The organism is Rhodoferax sp. ZS1R25, from assembly GCF_056521335.1.
In genome coordinates, this window is record NZ_JBWMAZ010000003.1 from 312,310 (window position 1) to 334,277 (window position 21,968).

Genomic DNA, 21,968 nt, shown 5'->3' on the forward strand with positions numbered 1-21,968 from the left:
TGTTTCGCTTGCTTTGCTGTGATCAGCGAAGCCTTGAATTATGACACACTTTTTGAAGCCCTGTCAAACCAAGCAAAAGATTTTTGCTTTTTTTAGAACTGCTCAGCAGCTCTAAAACCCTCGGCCTGTTTCGTCCGAAGCCTTCGACTATAACATGAAATAGAGGCGCGAAGACAGAAGCTATACCCGGTATCTATCAGAGGAGCCCTTCAAGCGCTGAAGTAACGCAGGGGCGATATCCAGCAAGGGTAGGACTTCGTCCGCAGCCCCGCACAAGATGGCCTCCCTGGGCATGCCAAACACAATGCATGAGGCCTCGTCCTGCACATAGTTGTAGCTTCCAGCGTCCTTCATTTCTTTCATCGCTTTGGCACCATCCCCACCCATCCCGGTGAGCATGATCCCGTACGCGTTTTTACCTGCGACTTTTGCGGCCGACTTAAACAAGACCTCCACGGAGGGCCTGTGACGGTTCACCAGCTCACCCTCTTCAACCACGCAAACATAATTGGCTCCACTACGATCAATACGAAAGTGCTTACCCCCAGGTGCGATATATGCATGCCCAGGGAGAATCCGGGCTCCATTCACCGCCTCTTGCACCGTAATTTGGCACAAGCTATTCAAGCGCGCAGCAAAGCTTGTTGTGAATCCAGGCGGCATATGCTGCGTAATCACGACGCCGGGGGCATCAGCGGGTAAACGGGTAAGAATCTCTTTGATGGCTTCCGTTCCGCCCGTAGAGGCTCCAATGCACACCAACTTCTCTGTGGATATCCGGCCAATCGGTGCATTCAGCAGCGCACTACCGCCAGACTGCCCGTCTGATCGCAAGACAGCCTGCGCAGGCGAAGCTCGTTTAATCTGCGCAGCCGCCGCAATCCGGATTTTTTCAACGATATTGGCAGAGAGCTCCTTCAAGCCATCCGTCAGACCTATCCTTGGTTTGGCAACAAAGTCGATTGCGCCTAACTCCAGGGCCCGCATCGTGACCTCTGCGCCACGCTCAGTCAGCGTTGAGATCATGACCACAGGCATGGGCCTCAGGCGCATTAGGCGCCCCAGAAAATCCAAGCCATCCATCTTGGGCATCTCTATGTCCAAGGTGATGACATCTGGATTCAGGTCGCGAATCATTTCACGCGCGATCAGCGGGTCATTGGCGGCGCCCACGCAAGTCATGTCAGACTGCTTATTGATGATCTCAGCCAACAAACTTCTGACCAACGCAGAATCGTCAACGACTACAACCTTAATTTTCTTCATTGGCTAATCAAAACAAATCAACAGATCCACCCGCAGTGGACTTCGCGACCGATAGTGCATTCCCTTTGCGCTCTTCCACAGCCAACGTTTCGGGGTGGGAGTGTGCCAACCTTTTCACCAGTGCCTTCCCGCTAACAGGGAAAAAACACACTTTGCGTGGATGAATGTCCAGCACGTCTTGCGAAACCACAGGAATCCGCTCGGTCGCCAAATAGTCCAGTACAAATTTCGTGTTACGTTCACCGACGTTCATCGTAGTGAAGCCTGCCATGACTTGCGCTCCACCGAAGATTTTTGCCTGCATGCTCTCACGACGAGCCCCCAATTTCAACATCTCATTGATCAACAACTCCATAGCATAGGACCCATAGCGCCCAGAACCATCGGCACTGTCTCCATCAGGCAGCATGAAGTGGTTCATTCCACCTGTGCGTGCCTTGCCGTCCCAAATGCACGCGGCGATACAAGAGCCCAAGACAGTCATGATCACCAGATCTTCATTGGCGACAAAATACTCACCCGGCAAAACCTTTACCGCATCGTATTGAAAATGATGATCCGCATAGAAGAACGACGCTTCTCCAGGCTTTCGCGGCTGGGACTTTAGTTGGTCAACCTTCGATATACGGCCATTTGCTAGCACTTTAGGAGCAACCAAACCCACCGTGGAGCGGGCTCCGCCTGCAATTGTTGCATTTTGAGGAAGGTTCATTTGATAATTAGGTTCAATCTGGGCGTTCAACAGCGGAGGATCCAGTGTGAAGGCGACTAGCGACAGCGTTCGTAAACAGTCTTCCCTTTCAACACAAACAAATCTTTTGAATCACTGAAATTTTCAGCATGGCCAACAAAGAGCAACGCTCCAGGTTTCATCACGCGGTGTATTTTTTCCAAAACCCGCCGCTGCGTAGGGGCGTCAAAGTAGATCATGACGTTGCGGCAAAACACAGCGTCAAAGGGCTCTTTGAAAGGCCAGTCATCTTTGATCAAATTAACGATCACGAAATCAATTGATTGACGCAACTCAGGCTTTACGCGCACCAGCCCAGCATTGCCAGCTTTGCCTCGCATAAAAAACTTGCGCGCAAGCTCAGCAGACACACCCTTCATCGCTTCCAAACGGTAGACACCTTGGGACGCTGTTGCCAGTACTTTGGAATCGATATCACTGGCAGTTAAGGAAAATTTCCCCTTTCCGAGAACATCCATCGCCGTCATTGCGATGGAATAAGGCTCTTCACCTGTTGACGCCGCACTGCACCACACGCGGAATCCGGAGCCAAGCGCTTTGGTTTTCAAATAATCAGCAAAGATCTCAAAGTGATGATGCTCGCGAAAGAAGGACGTTAGATTGGTCGTCAAGGCATTGATGAACTCTTGCCACTCAGGCCCATCTGTGGACTCCAACCAGCTCAAGTACTCCCGGAAGCTCTGGTAACCGGTGTCTCTGAGTCGTCGCGACAGACGGCTGTAGACCATGGCGTGCTTTCCATCGTGCAGACTTATGCCGGCTCTTTGGTAGATCAACTTTTGCACTTGATCGAAGTCCGCATTCGTCCACGCGAACTCCCTCCCCTGCATCTCTGCCACAGATAGGGCGGAAGACTGATCAACTCGACTGTCGCGCACAGATGTCCTTGCTGTGTTCATCATTTCAAGCAGCGTGCATTGCAGGCACGCTCAGTCAATCGCGCTCACTAACCCCATTTCTGGCGCAGACATCAGTCGCTCGATATCCAACAAAATCAACATGCGATCACCCAGAGAGCCCAATCCCAAAACAGCTGCACTGTCGATTACGCTGTCTATATCTGGTGCGGATTTCAAATTCTCGGGCGGCAGCTCCATCACATCGCTCACTGAATCAACCACGATCCCAACGATTCGATTGCGGAGGTTCAACACAATCACGACGGTGAAGGAGTTGTACTCTGCTTTGGAGCAGTTGAATTTGAGACGCATGTCAACAATAGGAACGATGGTTCCTCGCAAATTGACCACGCCCTTGATGAAATTGGGGGCATTGGCAACCCGGGTTGGGGGTTCGTACCCCCTGATTTCCTGGACCTTGAGTATGTCAATGCCATATTCTTCTTGATCCAATCGGAAGGTCAGGTACTCACGCGCACCTGATGCGGTCAGTTCATTCAGCTTTTCCATCATTCCCATGACGAACTCCTTTTGTAGCAGTGCTTAGTGGCGGGACCGACGCACCAAAGCGCCCGTATCCAGAATTAATGCAACTTTCCCGTCGCCCAGAATCGTTGCGCCAGACACATTGGGAACCTTCCGGTAGTTGGACTCCAAGTTCTTTACAACCACCTGCTGTTGCCCCAGAAGCTCGTCCACCAACAAAGCGACTCGACTGCCATCCGCCTCGACCACCACCATGATGTCGCTAGATTTTTCAAAGTCGAAACGGGGGATTTGAAAGACTTTCTCCAGCTCAATCACAGGCATGTATTCGTCACGAACTTTGACCAGTTGTGAACCTTGGCCGACCGTGCTGACCGCATCTGCCTTCACCTGGAACGACTCTACGACCGAGGACAGCGGAAGAATATAAACTTCTTCGCCAACCCCCACCGACATACCGTCCATGATCGCGAGCGTGAGCGGCAGCCTCACCGACACCTTCATGCCATAGCCCTCCGCAGAATCGATTTCCACGGTTCCATTGAGGGCCGCAATATTGCGCTTCACCACGTCCATTCCAACACCACGGCCCGATACATCCGTCACAACTGCTGCCGTGGAAAATCCTGGTGCAAAAATCAACTGCCAAACCTCCGCATCGGACATCTGGTCAGAAACATCCAACCCTCGCTCTTTGGCTTTGCTCAGAATCTTGGTTCTTGATAGGCCGCGCCCATCATCACGCACCTCAATCACGATTGAGCCACCCTGGTGCGATGCCGACAAAGTGATCGTTCCGGTTTCAGATTTACCGGCGGCAATCCGATCGCCGGGCATTTCGACACCATGGTCGCAACTGTTTCTGACCAAATGGGTCAACGGATCTGTGATCTTTTCAACCAGCCCTTTGTCTAATTCGGTTGCTTCGCCCTGCGTGACGAAATCCACCTTCTTGCCAAGCTTGCCGGCCAAGTCACGCAACATACGAGGGAATCGGCTGAACACAATAGACATGGGAATCATGCGAATGGACATGACGGACTCTTGCAAGTCGCGTGTATTGCGGTCCAAATCTGCCAATCCAGTCAGCAACTGCTGGTAAATCGCAGGATCCAATGCCCTGCTGTTCTGCGCCAGCATTGCCTGGGTGATTACAAGCTCACCCACCAAATTGATGAGCTGATCTACCTTGCTGATCGCAACGCGAATTGTGGCTGCCTCGGGCTGTGCGGCTGCAGCGGCTTGCGCTTTGGGCGCTGCCTTTGCGGCGAGTGACTCAACCACCAAAGCCCCACCTGAGGGCTCTGACGCGCCCGATTGCGACGGTGCGCCAGGCGATCCGTCAAAGAATCCAAAAGCCGTTCCTTCTGCCAGCCCCTGATCTACCGATTGAGGCGAAGCCTGAACTGCCGGCACATCATCCTCAACAGCCGAAATAATCACTTTATCGCGAGATACGTGGAAGGCGAACAGGTCCAGCAAGTCCTCGTCGGTAGAGTTGGTTTCTACCGCAAAGACGCGGGTGTCAGCCCGATCACTTTCCAACACGCGGATCTGCCCAAGCCCCGGGATATCTCGAAACAGCTCTTTAATGGCATCGGCCTGCTCCGGCCGCTCCAAAGGGCCGATCTTTATTTCGATGTTTCTTCCGGAGCTTGAAGGAGCCACCGGCGCCGCTTGCACGGGCTTCGCTACAGCGGCAGGCGCGGGTGCATGCACTGCTTTGGGCGCAGGAGCCCCTCCAGCGGCCAACTCACTAATTCTGCGAACCAAGTCGCCCGTGGGCATTGCCTCGCCTTCATCGCCCGCTTGATGCCGAGCCAACAAACTGCGAGACGCATCGGCAGACTCCAGAAGCACATCTACCATGGCAGCATTTGGCTGCAATTCGTGACGGCGCAGCCGATCCAACAGTGACTCCATCTGGTGCGTTAATTCAGCCACGTCAGCAAACCCGAACGTCGCAGCACCGCCCTTCACGGAATGCGCACAACGAAAGATGCCGTTCAGCTCTTCGTCATCCGCCGTCTCCAGGTTCAGGTTGAGCAACATCTGCTCCATCTGATCCAGGTTTTCTCCCGCTTCCTCAAAAAAGATCTGATAAAACTGACTTAAGTCGAAGTCACCGCCCGCTCCGCCGCTGTCTTGATGGGTCTCAGCCATGTCAATCTCCTATTTTTATGCCAGCAAATGGACGGTAATGTTTAACGGATAACTTTTTTAATGACATCCAAGAGCCGTGCTGGATCAAACGGCTTGACCAACCACCCTGTCGCTCCCGCGGCGCGTCCCGCTTGCTTCATCAGATCGCTGGATTCTGTGGTCAACATCAATATGGGGATCGTTTTGAACTGAGGATGATCCCGCAGCTTGCGGGTCAGGCCAAGGCCATCCAAACGAGGCATGTTTTGATCCGTGAGCACGAGGTCAAATGTCTGTGCCTGCGCCTTTTCATAGGCATCTTGCCCATCCACCGCCTCAACAACTTGGTAGCCAGCACCAGTCAACGTGAACGAAACCATTTTGCGCATCGAGGGCGAATCATCAACAGCAAGAATTAAAGGCATAGGGAACTCCGGAATGTCCTGTTAATGAATGAAGTAAATCGGGCGGGTCTTTAAAAAAGCTCAATAGAGCCAGCATCCATCTCATCTTGGGTAACGGGATTGGGCCGCTCAGGGACCTCTTCCACAAATGGCACAGCCTCACCATCTTCTGAGCCCATAGACTCAGACGCCAAACGATATGCGCAGCCCTGAAGAATTTTGGAGGTGTGCACAATGAGTTGAGATGCCATGTCCTGGAATTGCAGCTCGGTCACAGCCGCCCGCAACGTGTTGCGGACCAACTCAAGCTCTTGAGATGCGCCCAGGGCCGGTGATGCCAGATTGGCGCTGGCGGTCGTAAAGCGCTCCATGAGATTTTCCATGGTGTGCGCCAATAGACCATCCAACCTTGTCAAATCGTGCACAACGACCAACAAGGAGTCTTGGACTTCCGCAACCAACATGACAGGTAGCTGAACGGCGGGAGCAGCAGGCGTCGTCAACGATGATTCCATTGTCATTCTTCCTCTAGGCCTGTCTTTATACCAATCTGTCACATGATTGTGAATCATGGAGGCTTATTTGTATGCCTAGGGTAGCAGGATTCTTCCAAATTTGGCAAACATTAGCTGCGAACATTGACGCCCTTTGGCACCCCCAACCCGGCTAACCACAAGCGCCTTCATAATTGCAAAGATGATAGCGCCTAGCACCGCCCTTGGCAGCCCCAGTTGCCCTGTAAGAATTCTGCATCTGGAGGACTCGACACCCGACCACAGCCTGACCTCCCGCGCGCTTAAAAAAGCCGGACTGTCATTCGAAATGGACCGCGCAGATACGCTGGAGACGTTTAAAACACGGATCGACACCTGCGAATATGACGTCATCCTGGCGGACTACCGCCTTCCCGGCTTCAATGCCCTGGATGCATGGGCAGTACTACAGGAAGTAGGCAAGGTAACTCCGTTTATCCTGTTATCGGGGGCCATTGGGGAGGCTGCCGCTGTGGACGCAGTGCAGCGCGGCATCAGCGACTACCTGCACAAAGACAACTTGGAGTCTTTGGATCGCGTCATTCGACGTGCCTTGGAAATGCAGTCCATCAAAGCAGCCAAAGAAAAAGCGGACCGGGAGCTCGCTGCCTCTGAGCGGCGCATTACAGAATTTGCCCACCATTTGCAGCTAGCCATAGAAAAAGAACGAGCCTCCATTGCGCGCGAAATTCACGATGACATCGGCGGCTCCTTGGCGGCAGCCCGTCTGGATTTGGCGTGGCTATCTCGCCATAGCCAAGACCAGAGCCTTCAAAACCATATCGCCACGGCCACAGAAATGATCCAGCATGCGATTGAGGCCAGTCAGCGGATCATGCTCAATATGCGGCCGGCCATCCTGGACCAAGGCTTGCTGGCATCGGTGCAGTGGCTTGTTCAAGGTTTCGAACAACGCACGAACTCCAGAGTTCAACTCACTGCCAGCAGCGACACAATGCGCCTGGACGCCCCCATTCTGCTCACGGCCTATCGCACCGTGCAAGAGTCGCTAACCAACATAGTGAAACACGCAGATGGCAGTGCTGTTCGAATTGAGATTTCAGACCAAGGCGACGTTCTGACTGTGGAAATCAGCGACACCGGCCCTGGGCTGGCACATACCGCATTGCAAAAAGAAAAGTCATTTGGTCTCAGAGGTCTGCAGGAACGCGCCAAAACTGTGAATGGATGGCTGGACATCAGTTCGAGCGTGGGGGTTGGAACCTCCATCACGCTGACCATCCCCTTGAACTCAACAGCCGCTGAGCACGAGGAGTCGGGGTCATGATTCGCGTGTTGCTATGTGATGACCATGCCATGGTGCGGCGGGGAATTCGGGATACGTTGGCCGATTGCGTCGACATGCAAGTCGTCGGTGAGTCTGGCAACTACGCCGAATTGAAAGAACATTTGCGCGCTACGGTCTGTGACGTTTTGATTCTGGACATCAATTTGCCGGGGCGCAGCGGCCTGGAGGTTTTGGCCAGCTTGCGAGAAAGCCAGTCACCGGTTCGGGTGTTGGTGGTGTCCATGTTTTCGGAGGACCAATACGCAATACGTTGCCTACGGGCTGGAGCACATGGCTACCTCAATAAAGCGGGAGACCCCGCAGAACTGGTGGAAGCTGTCCGGGCCGTAGCCCGCGGTCGCAAGTACGTGACCGCCAGCGTGTCTGACATGTTGGTTGATCAGCTGTCGGCCCCAAACAGCGAATCTCTGCACGACCGACTTTCTGAGCGCGAACTACAAACCTTGCTAAAAATCGCATCAGGCAAGCGTCTCTCGGACATTGCGGAAGAACTGATGCTCAGCCCCAAAACGGTCAGCGTCTACCGCGCGCGGTTGCTGGAAAAGCTGGGGTTAACCAACAACGCCGAGTTGACGGTCTACGCAATCCGTAACGAGTTGGTCTAGGGACACCAACGTCAGTGGCCCGAAAATATATCGACGGCATGGGACATCAGCGCTACAAAAGGCTGGTCCAGCATGGGCAATGTCATGGCGATACCCACGATCCCCACCACCAGCGTGATGGGGAATCCAACCGCAAAAATATTGATTTGGGGGGCTACCCGGGAAATGATCCCCAGGGCTAAGTTGGCAAACATCAACATCCCCACCATAGGCAACGCCATCCACAGGGCACTGGCAAACAGCTCCGTCCCCAAGCGGTAGAGCTGCATGGCTGCCAGTGCATCCAGAAAGTGCGGCCCCACGGGAAATGCCTCAAAACTTTTGGTGACGGCCATCAAGACCATCAAATGCCCATTCATGACGACGAACAGCAACGACGCCATTTGTCCGAAAAACCGCGCTACTGCACTGGACTGAGAGTTCAACGACGGGTCAAAGAACGCTGCAAAGTTCAAGCCCATCTGAAAACCCACCACCTCCCCCGCCAGCTCTACCGCAGCAAAGACCAGCCGGACAGCAAACCCGATGGCCAACCCGATGACCACCTGCTGGACGACGACGCCCAAGGCCTCTGGAGAATTGACGCTGTAAGCCACGCCAGCAGGGATGCTGGCTTGGCATGCCACGGCCACAAACATCGCCAAGGCAATCTTGGCCCGCATGGGAAAGGCCCTGGATGAAAAAACCGGGGCTGACGTGAATACTGCGAGGACCCTCAAAAACGGCCACAGGATCGGTGAAATCCAGGCCGCAATCTGGGCCTCTGTGAAGGAAATCACAACAGCATTTCGCTAAACCACCGAGCTGGGGATGGCCTCGAACATGCGTCGGATGTACTCCACCAGCATGGTCAACATCCAGGGTCCAGCTATGGCAAAAACTGCAATAACGGCCACCAACTTGGGCACAAATGCCAAGGTTGCCTCGTGGATTTGCGTAACGGCCTGAAACAGGCTGACGAGCAGGCCGACCAACAATGCAGCGCCCAGCACCGGAGAAGAGACCATCAGAAGCATCAACAATGCCTCCTGACCCATCGACAACACCATTTGTGCATTCATTGACAGGCCCTCTACGTGACAAAACTAGCGGCCAAGGAACCGATCAGCAAATTCCAGCCATCCGCTAGTACAAATAGCATGAGCTTGAAAGGCAGTGCTACTAGAACCGGCGACAACATCATCATCCCCAAGGACATCAGCACCGACGCGACGACGATGTCGATGACCAAAAACGGGATGAAGATCATGAAGCCAATTTGAAAGGCCGATTTCAGTTCACTGATCACAAAAGCAGGCACCAACACGCGAATAGGAGCGTTGTCCGCATTCACTTCAGGGCCCAGCTTGGCTAATTTGGCAAACAAGGAAAAGTCAGACTGGCGGGTCTGCTTCACCATGAAGTTGCGGATAGGAACTTCTGCCTTGGCCAGGGCCTGCTCGAAAGAAATCGCACTGCGGCTGTATGGTTCATAGGCATCCGCATAAATGCGATCAAACGTAGGCCCCATGACAAACAAGGTCAAAAACAAAGAAAGTCCTACGACCACCTGGTTGGGGGGCGCAGATTGGGTTCCCAACGCCTGCCGTAAGAGGGACAACACGATCACGATGCGGGTGAATCCCGTCATCATCAACAAAATAGCCGGGATAAAAGAGAGTGCCGTAAAGAACAGCAGGGTTTGTATGGGCACCGAAAAGCTCAGTCCACTCTCTCCTGAGCCCACCAGCAACGGAAGCTGCCCGGGCGCCTGCGCGTACGACATGCCCGTCAAACCCAAGACCAACAGGCCCAAAGCGGCTCTGCGTAAAACACCTATTTTGGTCAAGCGACCTCCACCGACATACACGCTGAAACAACCATGTTATTCCCGAATCTTGGGTACTGTTGCCTGCACATCACGCAAGGGCCCAGTGCCTGGATCCACAGTTGCTGCGGGTGCTGTGTGCAAACAATGAATAGCCTGGGCTGTCACGCCCAAGGTTAGCCACACGCGCGCACTCTCAGGGCCAACCTCAACGGTCACCACCCTTTGGTGGGGGCCCACGGCAACAGCGGAGATAAAGCGCGACTGCCCAGCAGCTTCTGCGCTGGACAACCCGCTGCGCATTTTGAACCTTCGCAACGCCCACGGAAGACATGCCAACAAAACAAGAAACGCTCCGACCAGGAGCAATTGTTGCGTCATCGCCGTGCCACCGTCAGTTTTTGCTGACCCGACGCAGACGCTCGGAGGGTGTCACCACGTCGGTAAGACGAATACCGAACTTGTCGTTCACCACCACCACTTCGCCTTGCGCTATCAAATAGCCGTTGACCAGCACGTCCATAGGCTCACCCGCCAGCGCGTCCAGCTCAACCACAGAACCCTGTCCCAGCTGCAAAATGTGCTTGATGGGAACCTTGGTACGGCCAAGCTCAACCGAGAGTTGCACCGGAATATCCAGCACCATGTTGATGTCATTGGCATGCCCATCGGCACTGGATGAGGATGAAAATGGTTTGGGGGCTTCGCCGAACAAAGGGCCACCCGAGGAGGCATCCCCTCCGCTGGAATCCGTCGCTTTTTGCTCTAGCAGGGCCTCAGCCCAGTCGGCCATCCCATCGTCTGCCGGTGCGGCGTTTTCGTCGGGTTTGTCTTCAGATGCCATTTCGTTCTCCCAACCAGTTTTGGTCATTGCCTCGCAGCGCTTTGTCTATGCGAATTGCATACTTGGAATTGTGTGTGCCGTACTGGCATTCAAAAATCGGAACTCCATCGACAGTTGCTTGGATTTTCGGTTGCCTGTCCAACTCGATAAAGTCCCCCTTTTTCATCGCCAGCAGCTGCTCCACCGTGGCATCTGCACGGGCCAATTCCGCCACCATGGTTACTTCAGCCGCCTGAATCTCCCGTGTCAACACTGTGACCCATCGGCGGTCCACTTCAATCGAGTCGCCTTGGGTTGAAGAGTACAGCACATCGCGGATGGGCTCTAGCGTGGAATAGGGAAAGCTGAAGTGAATAGCTCCCGTGATATCACCAATTTCCAGTTGGAACGACGTTGAAATCACGATCTCACTGGGCGTCGCAATGTTGGCAAACTGCGGCTGCATTTCCGAACGCTGGTAGTCCAGCTCCAAGGGATAGATGCCCTTCCAGGCTTTTTTGTACTCCGTGGTGATGACATCCACCAAGCGGTTGATAACGCGCTGCTCCGTGGCGGAAAAATCCCGCCCTTCGATTCGGGTCTGAAACTTGCCGATACCACCATACAAGGTGTCAATCACGCCGAACACCAGCGCAGGCTCACACACGATCAGCCCGCTGCCACGTAGGGGCCGGATGGCCACAATGTTGAAGTTGGTTGGCACTGCCAGCTCGCGCAAAAATGCGCTGTAGCGCTGCACAGCAACCGGGCCCACAGAGATTTCAGGGCTTCGGCGAATGAAGTTGAACAGACCTACCCGCAGATTCCGCGCAAAGCGCTCGTTGACGATTTCCATCGTCGGCATGCGGCCACGGACAATTCTCTCCTGGCTGGAAATGTTGTACGAGCGGACTTCGCCATGCTCCGCCGCCTCCTCTACCGTCTTTTGGCTTTCGCCCGTGACGCCTTCGAGGAGTGCGTCAACTTCTTCCTGGGAAAGAAATGATTCACTCATAGAACTTCCTGTGACACCCTACTGAACAATAAAACTGGAAAATAAAACGCCTTTTACGGGGTACTCCACGTGGACGACCTTCCGCTTCTTTTTCTTGGTGCTCGCCGCTTCTTCTTCGTGCTCGTCGTCGTCACCCCCACCAAAGGGCACGGCGGCTTCCCGCAAAATATCTTTGGCCAGTTTTTCCTTGCCTTCTGGCTTTAGCAACTCTTCCGCCGTGCGTTGCGAAATCAGCATCAAAATGCTGCTTCGAATGGCCGGAAGGTAGGCCTTCACCGTATCGGAAGAGTGCGCATCCTGCACTTCCAGGGTAATCCCAATTTGTGCAACCCGCTCGCCACCAGGGTCTGCCAAGTTCACCACCATCGCATCCAAAGGCAGATAGGCCGGTATGGCTTTGGGATCCACGTGGGCGGCTGCTTTGGCGGGTGCCGCGTCTTCGCCATCATCTGCGGCAGCACGTTGCTTCATGACGAAAAAGGCAGCGCCAGCCCCCACAACCAATACCAGCACCGCCGCCACGATGATGATCAGCATCTTTTTGCTTTTGGCCGGGGCTTTGCCGGCATCGGCCGCTTCGGGTTTTGCTGACACTGCGATTCCTTAATTGCAACAATTCAAAACATTATTCATGCAGCCCCACTGGGCGAAGCACGAATAAAGAGGAGGATTTCAGGTCCCCCGCCATTATTGACAGATTCCTGCTGTCACACGAAAAGATCAAGGGTTCGGCCATTGGCCACCCGGGAAGGGCGATTGGCCTCTACCGCCACGGGCCCCAGGGTGCTCACCACCCCCCTGCGACCATCTGGGCGTTGTCGCCCCCCCTGGCCCGTCGAGGCATCCCCACTCTGGGAAGTGCCTACAGACACTCCCGACAACACGACACCTTGCCGCCCAAGCAGTTCTTTCAGATGGATAGAGGCATTTTCCAAAGCATCCCGGGCCTGCAGCTCATCGGTGCGGAAAGATACATGGGCTTCATTGCCCTGCATGGAAATACTCACCTCCACGGGGTCAACCCCCAGACCGTCCAGCTTCAGCTCTGCTTTTTGCACGTCTTGGCCAATCCAATACGTCACTTGCTCAGCCACGAAGGACTCCACCGTGGTGGTCGATTGCGCGGAAACCACGCCATCCGCCCCCAGCGGGCCTGATGAAGATGCGAAACCTACCGGCGCGGAGTCGGCAGGGGCTGACTTGGCGCCCACCGGCTCGGCCAGCGCCTTTTCACGGGTGGTAGCTACCGCCACGGGCAACGCCTCTACAGCCGTTTGCAGCGCTTTGAACATGTCCTGCGGAGACGCTTCCTTAAACTCCTGCGCGACCGACTTGGTATTGGCATGGGTCGAAGCGGACAGTGTGCTCTCCAAGGCTTCCTGCTTCAGAGCCTGTTCACCTGCGTCCTTGCCCGGCTTATGGGCGGTGAACGGGTTGACCGCTTGCCCTTCACCCACACTGGCAAGACCCGAACCCACAGCCACCACTGCGTGCTTGCCCGCCGCACGCGGTACACCGCCCTCAGGCTGCGCAGGATTGATCGCCAGGGCTTGTGCCAGCAGCGCACTGGCGTCCACAACGGGTGTATCGGTCGCGCCCGAGGCCAAGTCTGTCTGCGGCAAGCCAGCAGCCTGTAACGAGGCGTCGTCTTGCCCATTTGCAGCCGTTCCGGTGGCATCTGATTTTTCTTCGCTATCAGCAGCGGCCAGCAATGCTGAGAATCCGTTTTCCGCACCCTCCTCCTGCGTGCCTCCGGTGCCGCGTGGCTTGCCACTGGCAGCGTGCCCCTGTGGCTTCACGGGGCTTGCTTTGGGGCTCATTTCAATGGTCATCGTGTATCTCCGAAAACTGGGGTAGCGCGGTTTCTGGCGTACAGCAATGCGGCCATTTCATCCATGCGCGCTTGCTCGCGGCGCTGCTCCAGCAACGCGGCCTGGGCCTGGCGCCTGCGCAGCACCTGCTGCAGACCGGTCACACGGCACTCCGCCTGCAGCAACGCGTGTTTGGCCACATTTTCCAGATGCAGCAGGTTGGCGATGGCGCCTTCCTGCATGCCAATGGCCTGTTGCAGTCGGGCCATAAATTGGTAATGGTGCCGCACCAGCTCCGCAGACAACGCCACCGCAGCAGCTCCTGTCCAGCGGGCATCCGTGTCAGCGGCATAGGTTTCCAACTGCGACATCTGCTGCCGTCCAAATATCAGGTTGCGTTGCGCCTCGGCCAATTGCTTGGCGCGCTCGTCGCGCTGGCGCTCCGCCAGCTCAATGGCCAGGAGAAAGCCTTTCATGCGCCCGCCTGCATCAGCGACGTGCTGGCCGCCATGTCTTGCCATGCGGCGTCCAATGACGCCGCTTCAAACATATCTTGCTGCAGAAACTGGTGCATGCCCGGCTGCAGGGCAATTGCCTCGTCCAACATGGGGTCTGAACCATGGGCATAGGCTCCAATCTGCACCAGATCCCGGCCCTTCTCATAGCGGGAATACAGGCTGCGAAAACGCCGCGCCAGCTCAAAGTGCTCGCGCGACACTACGTTGTGCATAACGCGCGACGCCGACTGCTCTACATCGATTGCGGGGTAATGCCCCGCCTCTGCCAGGCTGCGCGACAGCACAATGTGCCCGTCCAGGATGGCACGTGCCGCATCAGCAATGGGGTCTTGCTGGTCATCTCCCTCTGACAAGACGGTGTAGAACGCGGTGATCGACCCCACGCCGTGCAAGCCATTGCCACTGCGCTCCACCAGCTGTGGCAGCTTGGCAAAGCATGAAGGCGGGTAGCCCTTGGTGGCCGGCGGCTCGCCAATAGCCAGCGCAATCTCCCGCTGCGCCATGGCATAGCGGGTGAGCGAATCCATCAGCAGCAACACATGCTGCCCTTTGTCACGAAAGTACTCGGCAATGGCTGTGGCATACGATGCCCCTTGCATGCGCAGCAGTGGCGGGGCATCGGCAGGCGCCGCCACCACCACCGAACGTGCACGGCCATCAGCGCCCAAGATATCTTCGATAAATTCCTTGACTTCACGGCCCCGCTCACCGATCAGGCCCACCACAATCACGTCCGCCTGCGTGTAGCGCGCCATCATGCCCAGCAGCACACTTTTACCGACACCGGAACCGGCAAACAAGCCCAGGCGCTGGCCTCGCCCCACGGTTAGCAGAGCGTTGATTGCGCGTACGCCCGTGTCGAGCGATTCACGTACTGGGGCACGGTCCATCGCATTGATGGGTTTGCGGTCCAGCGGTTTGGATACCACTTCCGCGAGATGGCCCATGCGGTCCATGGGGTTGCCTTGCGAATCCACCACCCGCCCCAGCAGCCCATCGCCCAGAGGCAGGCGCAACATGCCCGCCGCAGCTAAGTCAGGCGGCAGCGCGGCCTCGCCCAGACGGGGCACGGGCACATAGGCGGCAGCCGGCGCCACGCCTGCGCCGCTGGAGAGACCGTGCACATCGCCAGCAGGCATCAAAAATGCTTTGTCACCCGAAAAGCCCACCACTTCCGCCAGTACCGAGGGCCGCGACTTCATGGTCACCACGCACTGGGAGCCCACCGGCACGCGAATGCCACTGGCTTCCAGCACCAAGCCGGTCAATCGTGTCAGGGTGCCACGCACCTCCAGCGTGGAGTCTTGGGATACCTGCGAGCGGGCATCGTCCAGAAACGACTGCCACTTGGTGGGCGCCGTGTCATGCTGCGTCATGGTCGTCCTCCCATGCGCTTTCCAGGCCCAGGCTGGCAACGGCGCGCTTCCAGCGCTTTTCCACGGTGCCGTCCACCACAGTGCCTGCGGATTCGACCAGGCAGCCGCCACGGGTAATAGAGCTATCAGGCAACAGGGTCAACGACAGGCTGGAAAACTCCTGGCGCAGCACCTCGGCCAAGACCTCCATGTCCAGCGGGTTGAGCCGTACCAGTGCGGCCTTGCTGTCAATGGCCAGCACACTCAGCGCTTCGCGCACTACGGGTTGCAAGGCATTGGGGTTGGTGGACATTTCATGGCGCAGCACCTGCCGCGCCACTTCGCACGCCAGCTCCAGCACGCCCTTGGCCATCACTTGCTCGGACTCGGCCAGCTGCGCGCTGGCGGTTTCAAACAACTGGCCAAAGGTGCGGGCAGTCTCTTGCCCCTGGGTGGCGATGTATTCGGTAATCTGGCGTTGACCTTCCAGCGTCGCCTGGGCGTGACCCTGGGCGTAGCCTTGGGAATAGCCATCGGCAAACCCGGCCTTGCGAAAACTCTCTTCCTTGGCCTGCTCTTCGATCTGGGCCTGCGCCTTGAGCTTGGCTGCAAACCGCACCGACGCCTGGTCGACCGCGCCAAAGTCCCATTCGGTAACGGTCCCGACCTCTTCGCCGGGAATGAAACGGGCGTGCTGGCTGCGTGTCATCAGACCATGGCGTCGTCGCCACCTCCGCCGCCAATAACAATTTGCCCTTCGTCCGCCAGACGGCGCACGGTCTTGAGGATTTCCTTCTGCTGCGCCTCGACTTCGGACAGGCGCATGGGGCCACGCGACTCCAGGTCTTCGCGCAGGGTGGCGGCGGCACGGGTCGACATATTGGAGAGGATTTTTTCCTTGAGCTCGGGCTGCGCGCCCTTCAGGGCCACGATCAGCACATCGGAAGACACTTCCTTGAGCACCATTTGGATGGCTTTGTCGTCCAGCTTGATGACGTCGTCGAACACAAACATCTTGTCCATGATCTTCTGGGCCAAATCGGCGTCATGGCTGCGGATGGATTCGATCACCGTACCCTCGATGACGGTACCCATCAGGTTGATCATTTCTGCGGCTGTCTTGATACCACCCAGAGACGACTTACGAATCTTGTCACCACCAGCCAGCACCTTGAACAGCACCTCGTTCAGGTCCTTCAGGGCGGTAGGCTGGATACCTTCCATCGTGGCCACGCGCAGCATCACTTCGTTGCGCTGGCGCTCTGTCAGGTGTTTGAGCACGTCCGCGCCCTGGTCATAGTCCAGGTGCACCAGGATGGCCGCCACGATTTGTGGGTGTTCGTTGCGCAGCAGCTCGGCCACCGACAGCGGGTCCATCCACTTCAGGCTTTCAATGCCGGAGACATCGCCTCCTTGCAAGATCCGGTCGATCAGCAGCGCGGCCTTGTCATCGCCCAAAGCCAGCTTGAGCACGGAGCGCACGTAGTCGCCCGAGTTGGACACCAGCAGACTCTGCGATGCTGCCACTCCGGTGAATTTCTCCACTACCTCGTCTACGCGCTCGCGGGAGAGCTGGGTGGTCTTGGCGATGGCCTCGCCCAGGCGCTGTACTTCCTTGGGCGACAGGTGTTTGAACACCTCCGATGCCTCGGATTCGCCCAGAGACATCATGAGGATTGCCGCGTCTTGGAGTCCGTCGTCATTTGCCATGGTGGTATTTTGCTCCGCCCGTTAGGCCGGTGCTTCTCCGCTCATCCATGCTTTGACAATATTGGCCACCGCCGCAGGGTTGTCGCGGGTGAGCTTGCGGGCGTCTTCGAGGCGCAGCTCGGCAGCCGTGGCCTGCGCGGGGTCGGTAGACGCGGTGCCGTAGCCGGTCAATTGTGGGCGATCCGGTTGGTCAGCCTCCAGCGCGTCCAGCTGCCCGGAGCGGTCCAGCTCGAGATCGGCACCACGCGGCGGTTGGGCCAGGGACTTCATGGCGGGACGAATCACGCCCAACAACACCAAAGCCGCCAGACCCAAGGTGCCGAGTGGCCAAGCCATGCTGCGGGCGAGATCCACCACTTCGGGTTGACGCCACAGCGGGATGTCCGTGGCGTCCACCTTGTCCGCCGCGAAGGCCGCGTTCACCACATTGACCGAGTCACCGCGCTCCTGGCTAAAGCCCACGGATTCACGGACCAACGCCGTCATTTTTTCGATCTGGGCTTCGGTCAACGGCGTGCTGGTGGTCTTGCCCTTATCGTCGATGGAGTTCTGGTTGTTCACCACCACCGCGGCATTGATGCGTTTGATGACACCCGTGGCGCCTTTGACCACGCGCACCGTCTTGTCCACCTCGTAATTGATGATGGACTCTTTCTTGGACGAGGAACCGGACCCCGTGCCCGAACCCGACTGGCCGCTGGCGGCGACGGTCTGAGGCTGGCCATTGATAGGGGCCGAGGGCTGGGCCGGTGGCTGGTTGGTGGTGGCACCCGGTACGCCAGAGGGCGGACCGGACTGCGAGCCATTGGTGCTCTCCACCAGCTGCTGGCTGCGCACGGCGCTGCTATTCGGGGTCTGGTTGGGCTTGTGCGATTCGGTGGTGGATTCGGTCTGGGAGAAGTCCAGCTCTGCGGTGACCTGGGCCTTGACGTTTTGCTTGCCCACCAGCGGCTCCAGCATATCGAGGATGCGGCGGCTATAGAGCTGCTCTATTTGTTGCACATACTGCAATTGCTCGGCATCCACGCCGGCCAAGCCCGAGCCGTCGGTCTGGGACAGCAGCTTGCCGGTGTCATCCAGCACGCTGACGGCCGAGGGGTTCATTTCAGGCACGCTGGACGCCACCAGGTGCACGATGCCTGCGAGCTGGGTGCGGTCCAGGGTGCGGCCGGGGTGCAGGCTCAGCAACACCGATGCGGAGGGTTTTTGCTGTTCGCGAAAAAAACCGTTCTGGTTGGGCAAGGCCAGGTGCACACGGGCACTGGACACGGACGACAGGGCTTGGATGGAGCGGGTCAACTCCCCCTCCAAACCGCGCTGAAAGGTCAAGCGCTCCTGGAACTGCGTCATGCCAAAGCGGTTGGCTTCCATCATCTCGAAGCCATTGACCGAGCCTTTGGGCAGCCCCAATGACGCCAGCTTCAGGCGCACATCGTGCACCCGGTCTGCGGGCACCAGGATGGAGCCGCCGCCTTCGGTGTATTTATAGGGGATGTTCAGTGTGGTGAGCTGGGAAATGACCGCGCCACCATCCTTGTCCGCCAGGTTGGAATACAGCACGCGCCATTCGGCTTGGCGGCCCATGACCAGACCCACCACGCCAATGGCGACAAACAACACCACCCCCAGCGCCAGGCGCAGCCGCTGCCCCTGGTCCAAGGCAGCAAGGCGCTGGCCTATGGTCGGGTTCACGGGGATGGTGGCTACTGCAGGCATGTGGGTGTTTCCAGCTCGTTGGGGCGCAAGTTCGCCTCTTGAATGGGCTTGATTATTCGACCCACCCCCGAAAACATTAGGACGATAAGCACCCGCTTTACCCACCAATTCAAAATAATGCTGCGTCACCCCCGGTTATAGGATCGCTGCACCCCAATCTCCAAGGGAGAAGCAGTATGGACCTCAAACTCAATCCAGTATCAATGCCCACCACAATCCGCCCCAACACCGGGGTGCGGCCTGCGGCGTCTGCCGCGACGGATGGGGTGGGAGGCAGCTTCTCAGGGGCGCTGAAAAGCGCCCTGAGCTCGGTCAGCGCGGCCCAAAATGAATCCACCCGCCTGCAGCAGGAAGTGCAGATGGAGAATCCCAAGGTCAGCCTGGAGGAAACCATGGTAGCCATCCAGAAAGCCCAGATCGGCTTCCAGGCCACGCTGCATGTGCGCAACCGCATGGTGCAGGCGTATACCGACATCATGAATATGCAGGTGTAGGCGCACGCCCCTTCAGTTCACACGAAATAGGCAGCTAGCCCTCGTAAAATATGCGCAAGCAGCTACCATTTCGATAGCATAATTTCTCGGAGATCAGCATGTCAGAGCGCCTGATTCAGCACTTCCTTGCCACCAGCTTTGACCACGAAGAGCGGTTTGTACAGGTGCACATGAGCCCTGACGAGCACCGGGCCTTGTTCGACCGCATCCAGACCCAATGGACCGGCTACGGTGAGAGTGAACCCTTTGCTTCGGTGTTGTCGGACGAGAAGTTCATGAAAGACAACATCGAGGAAAACATGCATCTTCTGGAGGCCTCTGGCACAGAGGTCGTCCGTCGTTTGCAGGTAGTTGCCGAGCGGAATCAAGTGGCGCTGCCCAAAGGCAAATGTTTAGAGCTGGGCTGTGGCGTTGGCCGGATTACCAAGCCTCTTTCGCCATTGTTTGAACGCGTTGTCGCCGCGGATATCTCTCCTGGAAACTTGGCGCAGTGTGAGAAACGCCTGGATGCCGCAGGAATAACAAATGTAGAGCGCCTGCTACTGCAGTCGCCCGGGCACATTGAATCCGTGCGCAAAATCGATGCCTTCCTCTCGGTGATTGTGTTGCAACACAATCCACCACCAGTCCAGTACTACCTGCTGGATTGCATTCTGCGCAACATCAATACCGGCGGTGTGGCGTTCTTCCAGACTGCGACTTTCAATCCCGGATACGGCTACCAAATCCCATTTCACTTGAACCTGCACAAAGAAGCATTTGAAAGCTGGAGTCTCCACTGCCTGCCCATGCGATTCATCCTGAAACTGCTACAGATCCACGGACTAGAAATCCTGGAAATCATTGAAGATGGCCAAACCGGTGGCCTGCATCAACGATTCCACTCCCATACGTTTTTCGCGATAAAGCGCTAAACAACCAGGTCAAACACCATCCCAAAAGGCCTGAGCACCCAAAGCGGGTTGTTCGACTAAACACTCGGGCTCAGGTCTGGCGTTGGTCAGTTGATGCTTTGCTGCCCCACCTGCAATGACCGGACAATCTCTTCAGTCACATCGCGCGCACTCTGGATAGGTGGGCGACCATTCAATTGTTTGATTTTCGACAAATCGACCGAAAATGGAGGTGAGTCGATTCCTTCACTTGGCATCTTGACGCGGATGTGGCTTTTCCAATCGAGGTGACGCGCCGCAAACAGCTCTTGCACCAGATGCTCGGCCCAAACTGTATGGGTCGATGCAAGGATGAAATCATCAAATACCTGCTGCCCCGCCAAATCAACGAGGATCTTCATGTATTCAGATGCTGAACCCCAATTGCCCCAAAAACCCAGCCGCTCAAATGTTTCATAGTGCGAAGGCTTTGACTCCGCGTTAACTATTGCCTTTGCAAGGCGAGGGATGAAATACTCGCCCCCCCTTCTGGGAGACTCATGGTTAAACGTCCAGACGACCGAGGCCTTTACCGCATGCTTTGCCCTGTAATAGCGAATGAGATCTTGGGATGTGTTCTTCGAAATGGTGTACAGGCAATTCGAATATTTTGCGGACGCCTCGTTGATTTGCGCCCCATCCAGGGCGCCGAACACCTTGGATGAACTGATGTAGCAAAGACCGCAGCCATTGTTTCTGCGCAGGTACTCCAGGATTGCCAGCACCGATTGGGTATTGACCTGAAGGACTGTGTCCCAAACATCTTCATACACAAACCCGGCCATTCCGTGCGTGGCCGCTGCATGAAAAACATAGTCGGGCGACAGCTCTGAAAGCAGATCGAAGACGCATCGCTGGTCAGCGATATCAGCCTGGAAGTAACGATAGTTGCTCTCGAATTCAGCGTCCCGGCGGGACGCTTCCTGCCGCCCCACCCCGGCGACTTCCCAACCCTCTACCAACAAATGGTCAACCAGATAGCTGCCATCCTGGCCGTTGGCCCCAAGAACCAAGGCTCGTCGCAAACGCGTCATTCTTGTTTCGCGTCCGTCGCCTCGGAGTCGGGTTCTGCGTCGTTGCCGACAGCGGAGTTGCCAGAGGCCAACTTCGCCGCATCAAGTCTGCTGAATCCCGGCCCTTCCGCGCCATACAACTTGGTGGCACCTTGTTTGTACAGTCGCTGCGGCGCGCCAGTGGTGACCAAATGATTGATGAGCTCATCAATTTCCTGAATCAAGTCATTGCGCTGCGAATTGGCCACATTGGTAACCTTGCAGGCATCCGCGATTTGCTTGTCTGTGGCCTCTTTACCCCGTTTGATGTCTTCTGCAAACCAAATACGGATATTTACCACCGACAATTTATCAATCAATCCACCCAAAGTTTCCATCT

26 protein-coding genes are annotated in these 21,968 nt (G+C 56.5%); 4 read left to right on the top strand and 22 right to left on the bottom strand.

Annotated elements, in window-relative coordinates; genetic code table 11:
* Positions 1 to 180 precede the first annotated feature (180 nt).
* The 7 genes from AC097R_RS19335 to AC097R_RS19365 form a co-directional block, all read right to left on the bottom strand.
* Complete coding sequence (locus AC097R_RS19335) at positions 181 to 1,266, bottom strand: protein-glutamate methylesterase/protein-glutamine glutaminase (protein ID WP_479599854.1); 1,086 nt, start codon at positions 1,264 to 1,266, stop codon at positions 181 to 183.
* A 7-nt stretch (positions 1,267 to 1,273) separates the two neighbouring features.
* On the bottom strand, positions 1,274 to 1,978 hold the full coding sequence (gene cheD / locus AC097R_RS19340) for a chemoreceptor glutamine deamidase CheD (protein ID WP_479599891.1): 705 nt from the start codon (positions 1,976 to 1,978) through the stop codon (positions 1,274 to 1,276).
* 56 nt (positions 1,979 to 2,034) lie between these two features.
* On the bottom strand, positions 2,035 to 2,847 hold the full coding sequence (locus AC097R_RS19345) for a CheR family methyltransferase (protein ID WP_479599892.1): 813 nt from the start codon (positions 2,845 to 2,847) through the stop codon (positions 2,035 to 2,037).
* Between the two features lie 99 nt (positions 2,848 to 2,946).
* Positions 2,947 to 3,435, bottom strand: coding sequence for a chemotaxis protein CheW (locus AC097R_RS19350; RefSeq protein ID WP_479599856.1), 489 nt, complete (start codon positions 3,433 to 3,435; stop codon positions 2,947 to 2,949).
* Between the two features lie 24 nt (positions 3,436 to 3,459).
* On the bottom strand, positions 3,460 to 5,565 hold the full coding sequence (locus AC097R_RS19355; RefSeq protein ID WP_479599858.1) for a chemotaxis protein CheW: 2,106 nt from the start codon (positions 5,563 to 5,565) through the stop codon (positions 3,460 to 3,462).
* A 41-nt stretch (positions 5,566 to 5,606) separates the two neighbouring features.
* Positions 5,607 to 5,969, bottom strand: coding sequence for a response regulator (locus AC097R_RS19360; RefSeq protein ID WP_310346949.1), 363 nt, complete (start codon positions 5,967 to 5,969; stop codon positions 5,607 to 5,609).
* A gap of 50 nt (positions 5,970 to 6,019) precedes the next feature.
* The gene (locus AC097R_RS19365; RefSeq protein WP_310346946.1) at positions 6,020 to 6,463 is read right to left on the bottom strand and encodes a hypothetical protein; all 444 of its coding nucleotides are present in this window, start codon (positions 6,461 to 6,463) and stop codon (positions 6,020 to 6,022) included.
* Positions 6,464 to 6,644: 181 nt separating this feature from the next.
* On the opposite strand from AC097R_RS19365, the gene AC097R_RS19370 reads away from it, so the two are divergent.
* Entirely contained in the window at positions 6,645 to 7,769 is a 1,125-nt protein-coding gene (locus AC097R_RS19370) for a hybrid sensor histidine kinase/response regulator (protein WP_479599860.1), read from the top strand.
* A complete protein-coding gene (locus AC097R_RS19375) occupies positions 7,766 to 8,395 on the top strand; it encodes a response regulator (protein WP_479599861.1) in 630 nt (209 codons plus the stop codon). The genes AC097R_RS19370 and AC097R_RS19375 overlap by 4 nt, the downstream gene beginning before the upstream one ends.
* An 11-nt stretch (positions 8,396 to 8,406) precedes the next feature.
* Here the strand turns inward: AC097R_RS19375 and fliR are convergent, their stop codons facing one another.
* The 13 genes from fliR to fliF form a co-directional block, all read right to left on the bottom strand.
* Positions 8,407 to 9,174: a flagellar biosynthetic protein FliR gene (gene fliR, locus AC097R_RS19380; protein WP_479599862.1), complete on the bottom strand. Its 768-nt coding sequence runs from the start codon at positions 9,172 to 9,174 to the stop codon at positions 8,407 to 8,409.
* A 12-nt stretch (positions 9,175 to 9,186) separates the two neighbouring features.
* The gene (gene fliQ, locus AC097R_RS19385) at positions 9,187 to 9,456 is read right to left on the bottom strand and encodes a flagellar biosynthesis protein FliQ (RefSeq protein ID WP_310346936.1); all 270 of its coding nucleotides are present in this window, start codon (positions 9,454 to 9,456) and stop codon (positions 9,187 to 9,189) included.
* 11 nt (positions 9,457 to 9,467) lie between these two features.
* Positions 9,468 to 10,160, bottom strand: a complete 693-nt coding sequence (gene fliP / locus AC097R_RS19390; RefSeq protein WP_479599893.1) for a flagellar type III secretion system pore protein FliP — start codon at positions 10,158 to 10,160, stop codon at positions 9,468 to 9,470.
* 99 nt (positions 10,161 to 10,259) lie between these two features.
* Complete coding sequence (locus tag AC097R_RS19395; RefSeq protein ID WP_479599863.1) at positions 10,260 to 10,583, bottom strand: FliO/MopB family protein; 324 nt, start codon at positions 10,581 to 10,583, stop codon at positions 10,260 to 10,262.
* A gap of 13 nt (positions 10,584 to 10,596) precedes the next feature.
* The gene (gene fliN, locus AC097R_RS19400; RefSeq protein ID WP_477892660.1) at positions 10,597 to 11,046 is read right to left on the bottom strand and encodes a flagellar motor switch protein FliN; all 450 of its coding nucleotides are present in this window, start codon (positions 11,044 to 11,046) and stop codon (positions 10,597 to 10,599) included.
* Positions 11,036 to 12,040: a flagellar motor switch protein FliM gene (fliM, locus tag AC097R_RS19405; protein WP_310346929.1), complete on the bottom strand. Its 1,005-nt coding sequence runs from the start codon at positions 12,038 to 12,040 to the stop codon at positions 11,036 to 11,038. The genes fliN and fliM overlap by 11 nt, the downstream gene beginning before the upstream one ends.
* An 18-nt stretch (positions 12,041 to 12,058) precedes the next feature.
* Positions 12,059 to 12,634 carry a flagellar basal body-associated FliL family protein gene (locus AC097R_RS19410; protein WP_479599864.1) on the bottom strand — a complete coding sequence of 192 codons (576 nt, stop codon included), beginning with the start codon at positions 12,632 to 12,634 and terminating at the stop codon, positions 12,059 to 12,061.
* Between the two features lie 113 nt (positions 12,635 to 12,747).
* A complete protein-coding gene (locus AC097R_RS19415; protein ID WP_479599865.1) occupies positions 12,748 to 13,872 on the bottom strand; it encodes a flagellar hook-length control protein FliK in 1,125 nt (374 codons plus the stop codon).
* Entirely contained in the window at positions 13,869 to 14,327 is a 459-nt protein-coding gene (gene fliJ / locus AC097R_RS19420) for a flagellar export protein FliJ (RefSeq protein ID WP_479599866.1), read from the bottom strand. The genes AC097R_RS19415 and fliJ overlap by 4 nt, the downstream gene beginning before the upstream one ends.
* A complete protein-coding gene (fliI, locus tag AC097R_RS19425) occupies positions 14,324 to 15,745 on the bottom strand; it encodes a flagellar protein export ATPase FliI (RefSeq protein ID WP_479599867.1) in 1,422 nt (473 codons plus the stop codon). The genes fliJ and fliI overlap by 4 nt, the downstream gene beginning before the upstream one ends.
* Positions 15,732 to 16,433, bottom strand: a complete 702-nt coding sequence (locus AC097R_RS19430; protein WP_479599868.1) for a flagellar assembly protein FliH — start codon at positions 16,431 to 16,433, stop codon at positions 15,732 to 15,734. The genes fliI and AC097R_RS19430 overlap by 14 nt, the downstream gene beginning before the upstream one ends.
* Complete coding sequence (fliG, locus tag AC097R_RS19435; RefSeq protein ID WP_479599869.1) at positions 16,433 to 17,434, bottom strand: flagellar motor switch protein FliG; 1,002 nt, start codon at positions 17,432 to 17,434, stop codon at positions 16,433 to 16,435. Before fliG ends, AC097R_RS19430 begins: the two co-directional genes overlap by 1 nt.
* 21 nt (positions 17,435 to 17,455) lie before the next feature.
* On the bottom strand, positions 17,456 to 19,150 hold the full coding sequence (fliF, locus tag AC097R_RS19440; RefSeq protein WP_479599870.1) for a flagellar basal-body MS-ring/collar protein FliF: 1,695 nt from the start codon (positions 19,148 to 19,150) through the stop codon (positions 17,456 to 17,458).
* Positions 19,151 to 19,326: 176 nt separating this feature from the next.
* On the opposite strand from fliF, the gene fliE reads away from it, so the two are divergent.
* Both fliE and AC097R_RS19450 read left to right on the top strand, forming a co-directional pair.
* Positions 19,327 to 19,644 carry a flagellar hook-basal body complex protein FliE gene (gene fliE, locus AC097R_RS19445; RefSeq protein ID WP_479599871.1) on the top strand — a complete coding sequence of 106 codons (318 nt, stop codon included), beginning with the start codon at positions 19,327 to 19,329 and terminating at the stop codon, positions 19,642 to 19,644.
* Positions 19,645 to 19,742: 98 nt separating this feature from the next.
* The gene (locus AC097R_RS19450) at positions 19,743 to 20,558 is read left to right on the top strand and encodes a class I SAM-dependent methyltransferase (RefSeq protein WP_479599872.1); all 816 of its coding nucleotides are present in this window, start codon (positions 19,743 to 19,745) and stop codon (positions 20,556 to 20,558) included.
* Positions 20,559 to 20,644: 86 nt separating this feature from the next.
* Here AC097R_RS19450 and AC097R_RS19455 read toward each other — a convergent pair whose 3' ends face one another.
* Complete coding sequence (locus AC097R_RS19455; RefSeq protein WP_479599873.1) at positions 20,645 to 21,610, bottom strand: GDP-mannose 4,6-dehydratase; 966 nt, start codon at positions 21,608 to 21,610, stop codon at positions 20,645 to 20,647.
* Positions 21,607 to 21,966 (bottom strand): DUF4254 domain-containing protein, encoded by a 360-nt coding sequence (locus AC097R_RS19460; RefSeq protein ID WP_479599874.1) that lies wholly within the window; start codon positions 21,964 to 21,966, stop codon positions 21,607 to 21,609. Before AC097R_RS19460 ends, AC097R_RS19455 begins: the two co-directional genes overlap by 4 nt.
* Positions 21,967 to 21,968 lie beyond the last annotated feature (2 nt).

What these genes read in the sequence shown, in the direction of transcription:
- AC097R_RS19335 (WP_479599854.1), bottom strand. Translation starts at nt 1,266, where the DNA reads ATGAAGAAAATTAAGGTTGTAGTCGTTGACGATTCTGCGTTGGTCAGA.
- cheD (WP_479599891.1), bottom strand. Translation starts at nt 1,978, where the DNA reads ATGAACCTTCCTCAAAATGCAACAATTGCAGGCGGAGCCCGCTCCACG.
- AC097R_RS19345 (WP_479599892.1), bottom strand. Translation starts at nt 2,847, where the DNA reads ATGCAGGGGAGGGAGTTCGCGTGGACGAATGCGGACTTCGATCAAGTG.
- AC097R_RS19350 (WP_479599856.1), bottom strand. Translation starts at nt 3,435, where the DNA reads ATGGGAATGATGGAAAAGCTGAATGAACTGACCGCATCAGGTGCGCGT.
- AC097R_RS19355 (WP_479599858.1), bottom strand. Translation starts at nt 5,565, where the DNA reads ATGGCTGAGACCCATCAAGACAGCGGCGGAGCGGGCGGTGACTTCGAC.
- AC097R_RS19360 (WP_310346949.1), bottom strand. Translation starts at nt 5,969, where the DNA reads ATGCCTTTAATTCTTGCTGTTGATGATTCGCCCTCGATGCGCAAAATG.
- AC097R_RS19365 (WP_310346946.1), bottom strand. Translation starts at nt 6,463, where the DNA reads ATGGAATCATCGTTGACGACGCCTGCTGCTCCCGCCGTTCAGCTACCT.
- AC097R_RS19370 (WP_479599860.1), top strand. Translation starts at nt 6,645, where the DNA reads ATGATAGCGCCTAGCACCGCCCTTGGCAGCCCCAGTTGCCCTGTAAGA.
- AC097R_RS19375 (WP_479599861.1), top strand. Translation starts at nt 7,766, where the DNA reads ATGATTCGCGTGTTGCTATGTGATGACCATGCCATGGTGCGGCGGGGA.
- fliQ (WP_310346936.1), bottom strand. Translation starts at nt 9,456, where the DNA reads ATGAATGCACAAATGGTGTTGTCGATGGGTCAGGAGGCATTGTTGATG.
- fliP (WP_479599893.1), bottom strand. Translation starts at nt 10,160, where the DNA reads ATGTCGTACGCGCAGGCGCCCGGGCAGCTTCCGTTGCTGGTGGGCTCA.
- AC097R_RS19395 (WP_479599863.1), bottom strand. Translation starts at nt 10,583, where the DNA reads ATGACGCAACAATTGCTCCTGGTCGGAGCGTTTCTTGTTTTGTTGGCA.
- fliN (WP_477892660.1), bottom strand. Translation starts at nt 11,046, where the DNA reads ATGGCATCTGAAGACAAACCCGACGAAAACGCCGCACCGGCAGACGAT.
- fliM (WP_310346929.1), bottom strand. Translation starts at nt 12,040, where the DNA reads ATGAGTGAATCATTTCTTTCCCAGGAAGAAGTTGACGCACTCCTCGAA.
- AC097R_RS19415 (WP_479599865.1), bottom strand. Translation starts at nt 13,872, where the DNA reads ATGACCATTGAAATGAGCCCCAAAGCAAGCCCCGTGAAGCCACAGGGG.
- fliJ (WP_479599866.1), bottom strand. Translation starts at nt 14,327, where the DNA reads ATGAAAGGCTTTCTCCTGGCCATTGAGCTGGCGGAGCGCCAGCGCGAC.
- fliI (WP_479599867.1), bottom strand. Translation starts at nt 15,745, where the DNA reads ATGACGCAGCATGACACGGCGCCCACCAAGTGGCAGTCGTTTCTGGAC.
- AC097R_RS19430 (WP_479599868.1), bottom strand. Translation starts at nt 16,433, where the DNA reads ATGACACGCAGCCAGCACGCCCGTTTCATTCCCGGCGAAGAGGTCGGG.
- fliG (WP_479599869.1), bottom strand. Translation starts at nt 17,434, where the DNA reads ATGGCAAATGACGACGGACTCCAAGACGCGGCAATCCTCATGATGTCT.
- fliF (WP_479599870.1), bottom strand. Translation starts at nt 19,150, where the DNA reads ATGCCTGCAGTAGCCACCATCCCCGTGAACCCGACCATAGGCCAGCGC.
- fliE (WP_479599871.1), top strand. Translation starts at nt 19,327, where the DNA reads ATGGACCTCAAACTCAATCCAGTATCAATGCCCACCACAATCCGCCCC.
- AC097R_RS19450 (WP_479599872.1), top strand. Translation starts at nt 19,743, where the DNA reads ATGTCAGAGCGCCTGATTCAGCACTTCCTTGCCACCAGCTTTGACCAC.
- AC097R_RS19455 (WP_479599873.1), bottom strand. Translation starts at nt 21,610, where the DNA reads ATGACGCGTTTGCGACGAGCCTTGGTTCTTGGGGCCAACGGCCAGGAT.
- AC097R_RS19460 (WP_479599874.1), bottom strand. Translation starts at nt 21,966, where the DNA reads ATGGAAACTTTGGGTGGATTGATTGATAAATTGTCGGTGGTAAATATC.